Annotated in this window: 11 protein-coding genes; 8 read left to right on the forward strand and 3 right to left on the reverse strand. The window is 72.0% G+C overall.

Annotation, left to right across the window (positions count from 1 at the left end; genetic code table 11):
* The 4 genes from ICN82_RS19470 to lspA form a co-directional block, all read left to right on the forward strand.
* The coding region (locus ICN82_RS19470) for an RsmB/NOP family class I SAM-dependent RNA methyltransferase (protein WP_226898619.1) at positions 1-1283 on the forward strand (1283 nt) is incomplete at its 5' end.
* A 117-nt stretch (positions 1284-1400) separates the two neighbouring features.
* Entirely contained in the window at positions 1401-3116 is a 1716-nt protein-coding gene (locus ICN82_RS19475) for a heparinase II/III family protein (RefSeq protein WP_193186445.1), read from the forward strand.
* 49 nt (positions 3117-3165) lie between these two features.
* Complete coding sequence (gene purH / locus ICN82_RS19480; protein WP_193186448.1) at positions 3166-4755, forward strand: bifunctional phosphoribosylaminoimidazolecarboxamide formyltransferase/IMP cyclohydrolase; 1590 nt, start codon at positions 3166-3168, stop codon at positions 4753-4755.
* Positions 4756-4819: 64 nt separating this feature from the next.
* Positions 4820-5287, forward strand: a complete 468-nt coding sequence (gene lspA, locus ICN82_RS19485; protein WP_193186450.1) for a signal peptidase II — start codon at positions 4820-4822, stop codon at positions 5285-5287.
* A 583-nt stretch (positions 5288-5870) separates the two neighbouring features.
* On the opposite strand, the gene ICN82_RS19490 is transcribed toward lspA, so the two are convergent.
* On the reverse strand, positions 5871-7178 hold the full coding sequence (locus ICN82_RS19490; protein ID WP_193186470.1) for an HlyD family type I secretion periplasmic adaptor subunit: 1308 nt from the start codon (positions 7176-7178) through the stop codon (positions 5871-5873).
* Positions 7179-7243: 65 nt separating this feature from the next.
* Positions 7244-8974 (reverse strand): type I secretion system permease/ATPase, encoded by a 1731-nt coding sequence (locus ICN82_RS19495; protein ID WP_193186452.1) that lies wholly within the window; start codon positions 8972-8974, stop codon positions 7244-7246.
* A gap of 180 nt (positions 8975-9154) precedes the next feature.
* Here ICN82_RS19495 and ICN82_RS19500 point away from each other — a divergent pair, with 180 nt between their 5' ends.
* From ICN82_RS19500 to ICN82_RS19510, 3 genes are all read left to right on the forward strand, one after another.
* Entirely contained in the window at positions 9155-9910 is a 756-nt protein-coding gene (locus tag ICN82_RS19500) for an MlaA family lipoprotein (protein WP_193186455.1), read from the forward strand.
* Positions 9903-10499: an MlaC/ttg2D family ABC transporter substrate-binding protein gene (locus ICN82_RS19505; RefSeq protein ID WP_330999036.1), complete on the forward strand. Its 597-nt coding sequence runs from the start codon at positions 9903-9905 to the stop codon at positions 10497-10499. The genes ICN82_RS19500 and ICN82_RS19505 overlap by 8 nt, the downstream gene beginning before the upstream one ends.
* An 80-nt stretch (positions 10500-10579) precedes the next feature.
* Positions 10580-10975, forward strand: coding sequence for a hypothetical protein (locus tag ICN82_RS19510; RefSeq protein ID WP_193186458.1), 396 nt, complete (start codon positions 10580-10582; stop codon positions 10973-10975).
* Positions 10976-10984: 9 nt separating this feature from the next.
* On the opposite strand, the gene ICN82_RS19515 is transcribed toward ICN82_RS19510, so the two are convergent.
* Positions 10985-11479 (reverse strand): GNAT family N-acetyltransferase, encoded by a 495-nt coding sequence (locus ICN82_RS19515; RefSeq protein WP_193186461.1) that lies wholly within the window; start codon positions 11477-11479, stop codon positions 10985-10987.
* Positions 11480-11700: 221 nt separating this feature from the next.
* Between ICN82_RS19515 and ICN82_RS19520 the strand changes: the two genes are divergently transcribed.
* Positions 11701-14046: AAA family ATPase (locus ICN82_RS19520; RefSeq protein WP_193186464.1), on the forward strand; the 2346-nt coding region annotated here is incomplete at its 3' end.

A 14046-nucleotide genomic window follows, 5' to 3' on the forward strand; every position in this document is an offset into this window, starting at 1 on the left:
AGCCGGGGCTCGCCGCGCGCCGGGCCGCCCTGGTCCTGGTGCAGGCGGTGCGCCTGCAGGACCGGCTTCTGGCCGAACTGACCGAGACGCCGGACGGCCCGCTGGCCGCGCTGTCCCCGGCCGACCGGGCCCGCGCCCAGCGGCTGGCCGCGCAGGCCCTGCGCCATGGCCAGCGGATCGACAAGGCGCTGGCCCCCTTCCTGGAAAAGGCGCCGCCCCTGCGGGTGCGGCTGGTGCTGCATCTGGCGATGGTGGAGCTTTGCGAGGACGAGGCCGCCGCGCATGGCGTGGTCAATGGCTGGGTGACGCTGATGCGCAGCCACCCCAAGACGCGGTCGATGGCCGGGCTGGTCAATGCCGTGCTGCGCCGCGCCGCCGGGGAGGTCGCGCCGCGCTGGAACGCGCTGCCGCCCGCGCGTATGCCCGACTGGCTGCGCAAGCCGCTGCGCAAGGCCTATGGCGGCGATGCCCTGACGGCGATGGAGGCGGTCTTCGCCCGCCAGCCGCCGCTGGACCTGACCCCGGCGGATGGCGACGCCACCGCCTTGGCGCAGGCCACCGGCGGCGATGTCCTGCCAACCGGCTCGGTGCGCCTGGCCGCGCCGGGGCAGGTCTCGGCGCTGCCCGGCTATGCCGAAGGGCGCTGGTGGGTGCAGGATGCCGCCGCCGCGATCCCCGCGCGGGTGCTGGCCCCGGCGCCGGGCGCGCGGGTGCTGGACCTGTGCGCCGCGCCGGGCGGCAAGACGCTGCAGATGGCCGCCATGGGCGCCGAGGTCACCGCGCTGGACATCTCCGCCCATCGCATGGCGCGGCTGGCCGAGAACCTGGCGCGCACCGGGCTCGCCGCCGAAACCGTGGTCGCCGATGCCACCGCCTGGGATCCGGGCGGGGCATTCGACGCGATCCTGCTGGATGCGCCCTGCACCGCCACCGGCACGATCCGCCGCCATCCCGACCTGCCCCATGCCAAATCCGCCGCCGCGACCGCGCCGCTTGCCGCGCTGCAGGCGGCGCTGCTGGACCGCGCGCTCGGCTGGCTGGCGCCGGGCGGGGCGCTGGTCTTCTGCACCTGCTCGCTCCTGCCGGAGGAGGGCGAGGCCCAGGTCGCCGCGGCGCTGGCCCGGCACGAAGGCCTGGCCGCCGATCCGCTTGACCCGGCCGAATACGGCCTGCCGCCGGAGGCCGCCGTGCCCGGCGGGCTGCGGCTGCGGCCGGATTTCCTTCCCGAAACCGGGGGGATGGACGGGTTCTTCATCGCCCGGCTGCGGCGCGCCGCGCTGTGACATTCGCGGAACGCGCCGGGCCGGGGCGGCGGCGCGCGGATGACAGGCCCCGCCGGGCGGCGTAAGCTCCGCCCGCGAAGCATCCCCGTTTCCGCCCCGTTTCCAAGGAGTTCCCGCGTGTCCCCTGCCGATATGCCCCGCCCGCGCCCTGCCTCGACCGGCACGAGGATCGCGGTCTGGCGCGCCGCGCTGGGGGCGCAACCGGCGGAATTCGCCCTGCCGCCCGAACCGCGCAGCATCGGCTCCGCCGCCATCGGCCAGGCGATCTGCCGCGGGGAGATCCAGCTTGGCGGACGGCGGCGCGACCTGGGCGGCGGCACGATCTGGGATCTCGCGCCGCTGCCGCCGCGGGCCGAGGCCGACCGCCACGGCTTTGCCTGGCTCGACGACCTGGCCGCGGCGGGCACACGGCAGGCGCGCGGCCTGGCACGGGACTGGACGGCGGCCTGGCTGACCCGTTTCGGCAGCGGACGGGGCCCCGGCTGGCGCGCCGATATCGCCGGGCGGCGGCTGGTCCGCTGGGTCAATCATGCCGGGATGCTCGCGGCCGGGTCCGACCCCGCCGCCGCCCGGCGGTTCCGCCGCGCGCTCTCGGCGCAGGCGCTCTACCTGTCGCGCGCCTGGCGGCGCGCGCCGCAGGGCCTGCCCACCTTCGAAGCCGTCTGCAGCCTGATCCAGGCGGGGCTGGCCCTGCGCGACATGGAATCCCGCATCCGCCCGGCGGTGAAGGCGCTGGAGCGGCTGTGCCGCGATCAGGTGGGCCCGGCCGGAGAACTGCCCGGACGCAACCCCGAGGAATTGCTGGACCTGTTCTCCCTGCTGGTCTGGTGCGCCACGGCTCTGGAAGAGGCCGGGCTGGCCGCGCAGCCGCAGCATCTGGGGGCCATCGCCCGGATCGCTCCGGTGCTGCGCGCGCTGCGCCATGCCGATGGCGGGCTGGCCCGGTTCCATGGCGGCGGCCGCGGGGTGGAGGGCCGGCTGGATGCCGCCCTTGCCGGTTCCAGGTCCCGCAGCCCCGCCGCCCCCGGCCGGGCCATGGGCTTTGCGCGGCTGGCGCGCGGGCGCAGCACCGTGATCATCGACGCCGCGCCGCCGCCCTCGGGGCCGGGGCCGGGCCTGACCGGCCATGCCTCAACCCTGGCCTTCGAGATGACGGTGGGCCGGCGGCCGATGGTGGTCAATTGCGGCTCGGGGCTCAGCTTCGGCGCGGATTGGGAACTGGCCGCCCGCGCCGCGCCCGCCCATTCCGTGCTGGTCCCCGACGGCGAGGGACAGCAGGCCTTCCGCACGGTCCGCCGCAACTGGTCCATGCTGGTGCGCGGCCCGCGCGACGTGCGCTGCGATCCGGCCCCGCATCGCGGCCCCGCCGCGCTCGATGCCAGCCATGACGGCTATGCCGCGCGGCTGGGGCTGATCCATCACCGCAGCCTCGATCTGGGCGACGAGGGGCTGGTGCTGCATGGCGAGGACCGGCTGGTGCCGGTGGCCGGGGCCGCGCCGGGGCTGCGCGGGCTGCAGGGGGCGGGCTTCACCATCCGGTTCCACCTGCATCCCGACGTGACGCTGCAGCCCGGCGAGGACGGGCTCAGCGCGACGCTCCTGCTGAAATCGGGCGAGGTCTGGCAATTCCGTCATGCCAGCCCCGCAAGGTTGAGCCTTGACCCCAGCGTCTATCTGGAGAAAACCCGGCCCCAGCCGACACCGACCCGCCAGATCGTTCTGGATGCCAGCGCCTCGGGCGCCACGACCACCATCCGCTGGAGCCTGTCGCGCGTGACGCAAGCCGCGCCCGGCGCCCGCGACCTGTACCGGGACGACATGTCGATCACCTGATCCCCCGGCGCGCCGCCGCCGCCGAAGCCCATGAGCCCAAGGAGCCCGAATGACCCTCCCGCAGCCGATCCGCACCGCCCTGATCTCGGTGTCCGACAAATCCGGCCTGACCGACCTGGCCGAGGGCCTGGCCCGCCACGGCGTCCGCCTGCTCTCCACCGGCGGCACCGCCAAGGCGCTGCGCGAGGCGGGCCACGAGGTGACCGATGTCTCCGATGTCACCGGGTTCCCCGAGATGATGGACGGCCGCGTCAAGACCCTGCATCCCAAGGTGCATGGCGGGCTTCTGGCGCTGCGCGACAATGCCGATCACCTGGCCGCGATGGAGACCCACGGCATCGGCGCGATCGATCTGCTGGTCGTCAATCTCTACCCGTTCGAGGCGACCGTGGCCAAGAACGCCCCCTATGACGAATGCGTCGAGAATATCGACATCGGCGGCCCGGCGATGATCCGCGCGGCGGCCAAGAACCATGCCGGCGTGGCCGTCGTGGTCGATACCGAGGATTACGCGCCGCTCCTGGCCGAGATGGACGCCAATGGCGGCGCCACCACCTTCGGCTTCCGCAAGACGCTGGCGCTGACCGCCTATGGCCGCACCGCCGCCTATGACGCGGCCGTGTCGAACTGGTTCGCCCAGGCGCTGGAAGAGCCCGCGCCGCGCCGCCGCGCCGTGGCGGGCTATCTGGCGCAGTCGCTGCGCTATGGCGAGAACCCGCACCAGGAGGCCGCCTTCTATGTCGACGGCTCCAACCGTCCGGGCGTCGCCACCGCCTATCAGCTCCAGGGGAAGGCGCTGAGCTACAACAACATCAACGACACCGACGCGGCTTTCGAGCTGGTCGCCGAATTCGCCCCCGAGGCGGGCCCGGCCTGCGCGATCATCAAGCATGCCAACCCCTGCGGCGTCGCCACCGGCGCGACCCTGGCCGAGGCCTATTCGCGCGCCTTCGACTGCGACCGCACCTCCGCCTTCGGCGGCATCATCGCGCTGAACCAGAAACTCGACGGCGCCACCGCCGCGAAGATCGCCGAGATCTTCACCGAGGTGGTCATCGCGCCGGAGGCCGACGAGGAGGCCCGCGCCGTCTTCGCCGCCAAGAAGAACCTGCGCCTTCTCGTCACCGGCGGGCTGCCCGATCCCCGCACCGCCGCGCTGACCGTGCGCCAGGTGGCCGGCGGGCTGCTGATGCAGGGCAAGGATAACGGTCATGTGGGCGCCGAGGAGCTGAAGGTCGTCACCAAGCGCGCGCCCTCCCCCGAGGAGCTGCGCGACCTGCTCTTCGCCTGGCGCGTGGCCAAGCACGTGAAGTCCAACGCCGTGATCTATGCCAAGGACAGCGCCACCGTCGGCGTCGGCGCGGGCCAGATGAGCCGCGTCGACAGCACCCGCATCGCCGCGCGCAAGTCCCAGGACATGGCCGAGGCGCTGGGGCTCTCCGCGCCCACCACGCAGGGCTCGGTCGTGGCCTCCGACGCGTTCTTCCCCTTCGCCGACGGGCTGATCACCGCCGCCGAGGCCGGGGCGACCGCGATCATCCAGCCCGGCGGCTCGATCCGCGACGAGGAAGTCATCGCCGCCGCCGACGAACGCGGCCTGGCCATGGTCCTGACCGGCATGCGCCACTTCCGGCACTGAGCGCCGTCCCGCCCCGCCCTACGAGGCGGGGCCTCCCCTTTCCCGCTGCCCGGATGTCCCGATCATGCGCCTTCTCGCCCTCACCGCGATCCTCATGCTGGCCCTGGACCAGGCCAGCAAATATGCCGTCATCTGGGGGCTGGGCCTGATCCATGTCGGCACGATCCCGGTCCTGCCGCCCTATCTGGTCTTCCACATGGGCTGGAACACCGGCATCAATTTCGGGCTCGGCTCCTCCGCCGATGCGCGCTGGATCCTCGTGGCGCTGGCGCTGGCGATCTGCGCCTGGGCGCTCAACTGGGCGCGGCGCGATCCGCGCCCGATCGTGGCGGTCTCCACCGGGCTGCTGGTCGGCGGCGCGCTCGGCAATGTCATCGACCGGGTGATCCACGGGGCGGTGGCGGATTTCCTGAACATGTCCTGCTGCGGCATCGTCAATCCCTACACGTTCAACATCGCCGATATCGGCGTCTTCCTCGGGGCGGTCGGGCTGATCCTGTCGCCGCCCGAAAAGACGCGCCGCAAGGGCTGAGCCTTTCGCCGGCCCCGGCCCTCCCGGAAAAGCTGCCGCGATCCTGCCTCCGGCCGCACCGGGGGGACCTCCTCCGCCCCGCCGGCTTCCGGCGGGTGACGCCATCCCGTCGCGATCGATCGCATCGGCCCGCGCCCTCCGGGACCGCCCGGCCGATCCCGCCCTCCGGCAGGACGCACGTCCGGCCTCCCGGGGACCGGCAGCGCCGTGCAGGAGCAATGCCGCCGCCGCGATCCGCTTCGGGCAGAAGGCCATGGACTTCGACCTGGACCCGCGCAGAAGCGGCAGCGCCCGCATCGATCCGGCTGCCGCAGCGGCACCCCCTTCCCTGCGCGGGCCCATCTGCCCCCCGCCCGGCATGATGCATCCAGACGTGCCGGAGCGGCGCCGGGATTTCCGCGCCGGACGGGCAGCGTCCCGGCCAGCGGCACCCGGCAGAGCCGGATGGCCCGGCCCGCCCGTCAGCCTTTCGCCCCCCGGCCGATGATGCCCGCCCGGCGGGCGTCTGGCCTGCCGCCTCGGGACCGCCTGCGCGGAAGGCAAGCCGGGTCCGGCCGGGCCGCCCTGCCGGAGGGCTGCGCGCTCAGCTCTCGCGGAAGGCGCGGGTGAAATAGTCGGTGAAGGGCTTGACCAGATAGGCCAGCGGACTGCGATCGGTGGTGCGCATATAGGCCTCCACCGGCATCCCGGGCAGGAGCGCGACATGACCGGGCAGCCGTTCCGCCTCGCCCTCTTCCAGCACGACCTCGGCGCGGTAGAAACTGGCGCCGCTCTGCTCGTCCTGGAACGCATCCGCCGAGACCACGGTGATGTGCCCCTCCAGCTCGGGCGTGGTGCGCGAGGAGAAGGCCGGAAAGCGCACCATCACCTCCTGGCCGGGATAGACCTCGTCGACATGGATCGTCTCGATCTTCGTGGCGATGACCAGCGGCCGGTCCTGCGGCACGATATACAGGACCGGATCGGCCGCGCGGATGACCGAGCGTTCGGCATAGACCGTCAGCCCGTAGACGATGCCCGAAACCGGCGCCCGGATATCCAGCCGCGACAGCTGCTCGCGCAGCGACTGGCGCTGTTCGAACAGCTCCAGCTCGCGATAGCGCAGGTCGCGCAGCGTGGTCGTGGCCTCCTCGCGGCGCGAGGTGTCGAGCTTCAGGATCTCGATGTCGATCTCGGTGATGCGGCCCTCGCTCTCGGCCTCCGAGGCGACCAGTTCGCCCAGCTGCCCGGCCAGCGACGCCTCCTCGCGCTGCAGCGCCAGCACGCGGGTGCGCTGTGCCAGCCCCTTGTTCAGCAGGTCGGTCTGGTCGGACAGCTCGTCGCGGATCAGCGACAGCTGGGTTCCCAGCGCCTCCTGCTGGGCGGTGATCCCCTCGATCTGGTTGGCGATCTGGGCGCGGCGCTTGCCCAGCTGCTCTGCCTCCTGGGCCTGGCTGGCATTGCGCGCCTCGAACAGGCGCTGCTGCCCGTCGATCAGCTCGGCGATCTCGGGGTTTTCCGCCGCCACCGCCAGCAGGTCGGGATCGTACGAGATCTCCGCCAGCCCGTTTTCCTCGGCCTCCAGCCGGCCGCGGCGGGCGAGGATCTCGAAATACTGGTTCTCGACGATGTTCAGCTGGGATTGCAGCAGCGTGCCGTCCAGCCGCACCAGCACCTGGTCGGCGGTGACGGCATCGCCCTCGTCGACCCGGATGTCCTGCACCACCCCGCCATCGGGATGCTGCACCACCTGGCGGTTGCGGTCGACCTCGATCTGGCCGGAGGCGACGATCGCCCCGGCAATGGTGGTGAAGACCGCCCAGCCGCCCAGCCCGCCGACCAGCACGGCCAGCATGATCAGCCCGGCGGTGATGAAGCCGCGCGCCGCAAAGGCCTGCTCCGGCGCGGGCATCGCGTCCTGCTGCGCCGCGGCGGCCTGGGGCGCCGCGCGCGCCGCGGGGGGAATGGGTGCCTTGCTCATGCCACGCCTCCGGGGGTCTGCGCCGCCCTGATCTCGCCCGCGTTGCGGACCATCTTGCCCAGCACCTCGTCGCGCGGTCCGAAGGCCTTGACGCTGCCGCCATCCAGCACCAGCAGCATGTCGCATTCCTGGATCGCCGCCGGGCGGTGCGCCATGATCAGCACCGACCGGCCATCCTGCTTCATCGCCCGGATGGCGTGGTTCAGCGCCTGGCTGCCCTCGTTGTCGAGGTTGGAATTGGGTTCGTCCAGCACCAGGATGACCGGATCGCCGTAAAGCGCGCGGGCCAGGCCGACGCGCTGGATCTGCCCGCCCGAAAGCTGCGCGCCGGCCGCGCTGACGCGGGTGTTGTAGCCGTCGGGCAGCCGCAGGATCATGTCATGCGCGGCGGCCTTCTTGGCGGCGGCGATGATGTCCTCGTCCTTCGCGCCGGGCTCCAGCCGGGCGATATTCTCGGCCAGCGTGCCGTCGAACAGCGTCACCTGCTGCGGCAGATAGCCGATATACCGCCCCAGCGCGTCGGCCTCGTACTGGTCGATCGTCGCGCCATCGAGCCGGATCTTCCCGCCCGCCGCCCGCCATACCCCGGTCAGGGCGCGGGCCAGGGTCGATTTCCCCGCCCCCGAGGGCCCGATCACGCCAAGCGCCTTTCCCGGCTCCAGCCGGAAGGTCACCAGCCGCAGCGCGGCCTGCTGCTGGCCCGGCGGGATGACCGTCGCCTGCTGCACGTCCAGCAGGGCGCGCGGCCTGGGCAGCTGCGTGCGCGGGGCCGGCGGCGGCACCCGGCCCAGAAGCTCCGCCAGGTTGTCCCAGCTTTTCATTGCCGACTGCACCAGCGCCCATTGCCCGACCGCCATTTCGATCGGCGCCAGCGCCCGGCCCAGCAGGATCGATCCGGCGATCATCGCCCCGGCCGTCATTTCCATGCGCAGCACCAGATAGGCGCCCAGGCCCAGCATCGCCGATTGCAGGAACAGCCGGAAGGTCTTGGTCATGGCGGTATAGCTGCCGCCGGCATCCGCGGCGCGCAGCGACAGGCCCAGGGACTTGCCGCGGATCTGCTGCCAGCGGGTGAAGGCGGCGCCGCGCATGCCCAGGGCCTGGACCATGCCGGCATCGTGTTTCAGCCGTTCGGACATCATGTCTGCCGTCGCCGCCGCCTGGCTGGCCGCCAGCTGCGGCGCCCGCGTGCTGCGCTGGTTGAGGAAGGTCAGCAAGACCAGCACCGCGCCGCCGCCCACCGCCATCATGCCCAGCCAGGGGTGGAAGAAGAAGATCCCCGCGACGAAGACCGGGGTGAAGGGCAGATCGAAAAGCGAGCCCAGGATCGGCGAAGCGAGGAATCGCTGCACGGTTTCCAGGTCGCGCACCCCCGCCGCCGCGGCGCCGCGATCGCGCGTGGCGGCATCTTCCAGCGCGGCGGCGAAAACCCGCCGGTCCAGCCGCGCCTGGAACCGCGCCCCGATGCGCGCCAGGAGCCGGCCGCGCACATAGTCGAGTATCCCCATGGAGAGATAGAGAAACGCCACCAGCACAGCCAGGGCGACCAGCGTCGCCTCCGAGCGGCTTCCCAGCACGCGGTCATAGACCTGCAGCATGAAAAGCGGGCCGGTCAGCATCAGGAGATTGACGAAAACGCTGAAAATGCCCACGAAGAGAAGCAGTCCGTTGCTTTCCGCGCGGGCCTCGCGCAATTCCTTCAACCCTTCTGCCCTGGCACGGTCCATGGCGGTCTCCCGTAATTTCTGCGCAAGCCCCGAAATCCAGACCGGGCAAGGCCATGTTTGACGATCGGCGCGATGGCTTTCGCGTCGGTCCTATACTATGTGTCCCAAAGTGCGAAGAACAGATTGAGGTGCAACGTGCAGCCCAGCCTAGACGGAGCGATCCGGCCGGGGATTGCCCGGGTGTTTACGAGTTTCCTGCCGCTCGCCGCGCTGGCGGCGATCGGCGTCGCAGGCTGCACGACGGGCCAGCCCGCCGGACCGGGCGGCTTCAACGACCCCTACGAGCAGACCAACCGGCGCGTCCACAATTTCAACAAGGCCGTGGACCGCACGGTCTACCGGCCGGTGTCCAATGTCTACGGCACCGTCCTGCCGCAGCCGGTGCGGCGCGGCGTGGACAATTTCTCGGAATTCACCGATCTGCCGCGGCGGATCGTCAACGAGATGCTGCAGGGCAAGGTCGAGGACGCGCTGCACAACAGCTTCCGCTTCGCGACCAATGCCACTTTCGGTTTCCTCGGCGTGCTCGACCCGGCGACGGAACTGGGGCTTGAATCCCGCGATGCCGATTTCGGCCAGACCCTGCATGTCTGGGGGGTGGGCGAGGGCGCCTATCTGGCGGTCCCGTTCTTCGGCCCCTCGACCCAGCGCGACCTGGCCGGGGATGTCGTCGACCTGGTGACCAATCCGCTGGGCTATGTGCTGACCCCACCGGAAAGTTACTACCCGCCGGGCTCGACGGTGGGTGAATATACGAATTACCGGTATACATATCGAGAGACGCTGAACGACGTTCTGGACAACAGCGCCGACAGCTATGCCACCTCGCGCGTCGTCTACCTGGACGCGCGGCGGTTCGAACTGGGTATGCCCTCTGGCGGGGGCGCAGAAGATGGGGGCGTGATCGACCCCTACGAGGAGCTTTACGGTGATTGACCTTTCCCGCCGCGCGATGCTGGCCGGCCTGACCGGCACGGCCGTCCTGGCCACGCTTTCCGGGCCGGCCCTGGCCCTGACCGAGGATCAGGCAGTCAGCTACGTGCAGTCCATGGCCGCCGATATCGAGAAGACGATCAATTCCGGCCGCTCCGACGCGCAGATGTACAAGGCGTTCGAGCAGCTGCTGAACCAGTATGCCGATATGGACACGATCGCGCGCTTCGCGCTGGGACCGGCCGCGCGCTCGGCCTCCTCGGGCGAATTGTCGGCCTATACCGCAGCCTTCCGCACCTATCTGTCCAAGAAATACGGCGCGCGGTTCCGCGAGTTCATCGGCGGCGACATCCAGGTCCAGGGCGCGCGCAAGGACAAGCGCGCGGTGATCGTCTCGGCCCGGGCCAAGCCCCGCGGCCAGTCGGCCGTGGCCGTCGATTTCCACGTCTCCGATCGCAACGGCAAGGTGTTCAACGTCATTCTCGAGGGGGTCAACCTGCTGACCACCGAACGGACCGAGATCACCTCGCTGCTGGACCAGCAGGGCGGCAGCATCTCGAACCTGACGGCCGAGCTGAAGCGGCGCAGCTGAGCCGGGCCGGGACTTCCCCGCCCCTCAACCCGGCATTAACCGTGACACGGCAATGCTCCGCCATCCGGCGGAGCATTTTCATGAGAAGACCTGTCCCTTTCGCATCGTTTTCCCTGCCGCGCCTCGCGGGGCCGCTGCTGGCCATGGTGGTCCTGGCGGGATGCGCGACGCAGTCCCTGCCGCTCCTGCATGGGGGCAAGGTGCCGCGGGTCTCGGCGGGAGGCTCGGAATTCGTGGTGCGCTACACCGCCACCCGTGCCGAGGCGACGCGGGTCTCGCCGGAATCCCGTCCCCGGCGCATGGTGATGCTTGCCCGCGCGCTCGAGGCCATCGAAACCGCCTCGGGCTGCCGGGTCCTGCCCGGAACGCTTTACGGGGACTGGTCCCTGGCCGAAGCCTATCTGGACTGCCCCGGCACGGCGCCGCAGGTCATCCGGCCGGTGCTGACCCACCGCCCGCCGATCGCCCCCGGCTGATCCCGTCGATCAGACGGGGCCGGCCAGCCGGCGCGCCATGAACAGGCTGTCCGGCAGCACCGGATAGCCGCCGAAGGCCGGGCATTCGGCATATCCCATCCGCCGGTAGAGCCGCGCCGCCGCCGCCAGCGCGGTGCTGCTTTCCAGCCGCATCTCCGTCAGGCCGATTTCCAGGGCCAGGCTCTCCCCCGCGGTCATCAGCGCCTCGGCGATGCCGCGCCCGCGCCAGGCGGGCCGCACGAAGAGCCGCTTGACCTCGCCGTACCGGCCCATATCCACCAGGGCCACGCAGCCGGCCGGCTGCCCGTCCATGCGCGCCACGAAGAAGACCGCGTTCGGCGCGGCCAGTTCCTCGGGCCCGAGCGAGAAGATCTCCTCTTCGGCCGCGACTTCCAGCAAGGCCGCCTGGCTGTCGGCGATCAGGGCGCGCCCCTCCGGATCCAGCGGCGATTCAACACCGATCGACGGAGACCGCCCTGCCTGCATCGCACATTCCGCCACCATGGTCCGCACCCTTTCGACCTCGCCGCATCCCGGCGTAATCCGCGCCCGGCCCCGGTTCAAGAAGGACCCGACGACACGGGTCGCAGGGGCAGGCAAGATATCGACATTGCCGCGATATATGGTAAAATCTTCGCCTATGCCGCCAACATATTCGTCATATCATTGACGACGGCTGCCGAAACCCCGATCATCTCGGGACCAGATCCGGGAAAGGAACCAGGGTGCAGTTCACGCGTCTCCGCCTGAACGGGTTCAAGAGCTTCGTCGACCCGACCGACCTGGTGATCGCGCCGGGGCTGACCGGCGTGGTCGGCCCGAATGGCTGCGGCAAGTCGAACCTGCTGGAGGCGCTGCGCTGGGTGATGGGCGAAACCCGCCCCTCGGCGGTGCGCGGCGGCGGCATGGAGGACGTGATCTTCGCCGGGGCCGCGACGCGCAACGCGCGCAACTTCGCCGAGGTGACGCTGCAGATCGACAATTCCGACCGGCTGGCCCCGGCCTCGCTGAACGACCGCGACATGGTGGAGGTGGTGCGCCGCATCACCCGCGATGCGGGCTCCGCCTACAAGGCCAACGGCAAGGAGGTCCGCGCCCGCGACGTGCAGATGCTGTTCGCCGATGCCTCCACCGGCGCCACCTCGCCCGCGCTGGTGCGCCAGGGCCAGATCAGCGAATTGATCAATGCCAAGCCCAAGAGCCGCCGCCGCGTGCTGGAGGAGGCGGCCGGGATCTCGGGCCTGTACCAGCGGCGCCACGAGGCGGAGCTGAAGCTGAAATCGACCGAGGCCAACCTGGAACGGGTCGATGACGTGGTCGAGCAGCTGGCCGCGCAGCTCGCGCAGCTGACCCGCCAGGCGAAGCAGGCGGCGCGCTATCGCGAGATCGGCGAACAGCTGCGCGCGGCCGAGGGACTGCTGCTGTTCCGCCGCTGGCAGGATGCCGACCGAGCGCTGGTCACCGCGCGCCAGGCGCTGACCGAACGGGTCACCACCGCCTCCCGCGCCGAGGCGGAGGCCCGCGCCGCCGGCGCCGCCCGCAGCGAGGCCGAGGACAGCCTGCCCGCCCTGCGCGAGGAAGAGGCGATCGCCGCCGCCCTGCTGCAGCGGGCGATGGTCGAACGCGACTCGCTGGCGGAACGGGCCAGGGCGGCGGAGGCCGAGATCCTGCGCCTCGAGGCCCGGCTGGCCGATTATGCCGGCGAGGCCGCGCGCGAGGACGGGCTGAGCGAGGATGCCGAGGCGATGCAGGCCCGGCTGGCCGAGGAGGCGGAGGCGCTGGAAGAGGCCGCAAGCGGCCATGACGAGGCGCTGGACCTGGCCGCCGGGCAGGCCGAGGAAGCCGCGGAGGCACTGGCGCTGCGCGAGGAGGCGATGCAGGAACTCACCGAGGCCGTCGCCACGCTGTCCGCGCGCCACCAGGCCGTGGCACGGCTGGTCTCGGACAATCGCCGGGTCCTGGATCGCGAGACCGCGGAAGCCGCCGCCGCCGCCGCCGCCGTTGCCGAGGCCGAGGCGGCCGCCGAGACCGGGGCCGAGACCTGTGCCGCGGCGGAAGAGGCGGCACAGGCCGCGGCCGAGGCGCTGGAACTCGCCGAGGAGGAAGCCCATGCCGCCGAGGAGGCCCGCGGCGCGGCCCAGGGCGAGGAAGCCGCCGCGCGCGGCGCCGCCAGCGAGGCGGAGGGCGAGGCCAAGGCACTGCGCGCCGAGGTGGCGGGGCTGGAGCGGCTGGTCGCGCGCGACGGTGCCAGGGGCGGGCAGATCCTCGACGAGCTGACCGCCGCGCCGGGGTTCGAACGGGCGCTCGGCGCCGCGCTGGCCGACGACCTGAAGGCGCCGCGCCTGGCGGGCGATCTGCGCTCGGGCTGGGCCCGGCTGGAGGATTACGACAGCGCGCAACCCCTGCCCGCGGGCGCCGCGCCGCTGGCCGCGCAGGTCACGGGCTGCGACCTTCTGGGCCGGCGTCTCGGCCAGGTGGGGGTGATCGACGCCGCCGACGGGCCGCGGCTTCAGCCATGGCTGCGGCCAGGCCAGCGGCTGGTCTCGCGCGAGGGCGACCTGTGGCGCTGGGACGGGCTGGTCGCCGCCGCCGCCGATGCGCCCTCGGCCGCCGCGCTGCGGCTGGAACAGCAGAACCGGCTGACCGCGCTCTCGGCCGATCTGGAAGAGGCCGAGGCCCGCGCCGAAGCGGCCCGCATCCTGCATGACACGATGCGCGAGGCCCTGCGCGCGGCCACCACGCGCGAAACCGCCCTGCGCGAGGCCCGCAAGCGCGCCGAGACGCAGCTCTCCGAAGCCAGCCGCGCCCAGACCCGGGCCGAGGCCGACCGCAACCTCGCCGCCTCCCGCGTCGAGGCGCTGGGTCTCGCGGCGGCGCGCCACCGCGAGGCGGCCGAGGCCGCCGAGGCGGAGCTGTCCCGCGCCGAGGCGACCCGCGCCGGGCTGGAGGATCTGGAAGCCGCCCGCGCCCGCGCCGAGGCGGAGAAGACCGTGGTGGAGGCGGCGCGGCTGGCCATGCTCGCGCGCCGCGCCGCCCTTGACGAGACCCGCCGCGACGGCGAGGCCCGCGCC

The organism is Mangrovicoccus algicola (genome assembly GCF_014903745.1).
Taxonomy (GTDB): Bacteria; Pseudomonadota; Alphaproteobacteria; order Rhodobacterales; family Rhodobacteraceae; genus Mangrovicoccus; species Mangrovicoccus algicola.

What these genes read in the sequence shown, in the direction of transcription:
- ICN82_RS19495 (WP_193186452.1), bottom strand. Translation starts at nt 8,974, where the DNA reads ATGGACCGTGCCAGGGCAGAAGGGTTGAAGGAATTGCGCGAGGCCCGC.
- purH (WP_193186448.1), top strand. Translation starts at nt 3,166, where the DNA reads ATGACCCTCCCGCAGCCGATCCGCACCGCCCTGATCTCGGTGTCCGAC.
- ICN82_RS19490 (WP_193186470.1), bottom strand. Translation starts at nt 7,178, where the DNA reads ATGCCCGCGCCGGAGCAGGCCTTTGCGGCGCGCGGCTTCATCACCGCC.
- lspA (WP_193186450.1), top strand. Translation starts at nt 4,820, where the DNA reads ATGCGCCTTCTCGCCCTCACCGCGATCCTCATGCTGGCCCTGGACCAG.
- ICN82_RS19515 (WP_193186461.1), bottom strand. Translation starts at nt 11,479, where the DNA reads ATGGTGGCGGAATGTGCGATGCAGGCAGGGCGGTCTCCGTCGATCGGT.
- ICN82_RS19510 (WP_193186458.1), top strand. Translation starts at nt 10,580, where the DNA reads ATGAGAAGACCTGTCCCTTTCGCATCGTTTTCCCTGCCGCGCCTCGCG.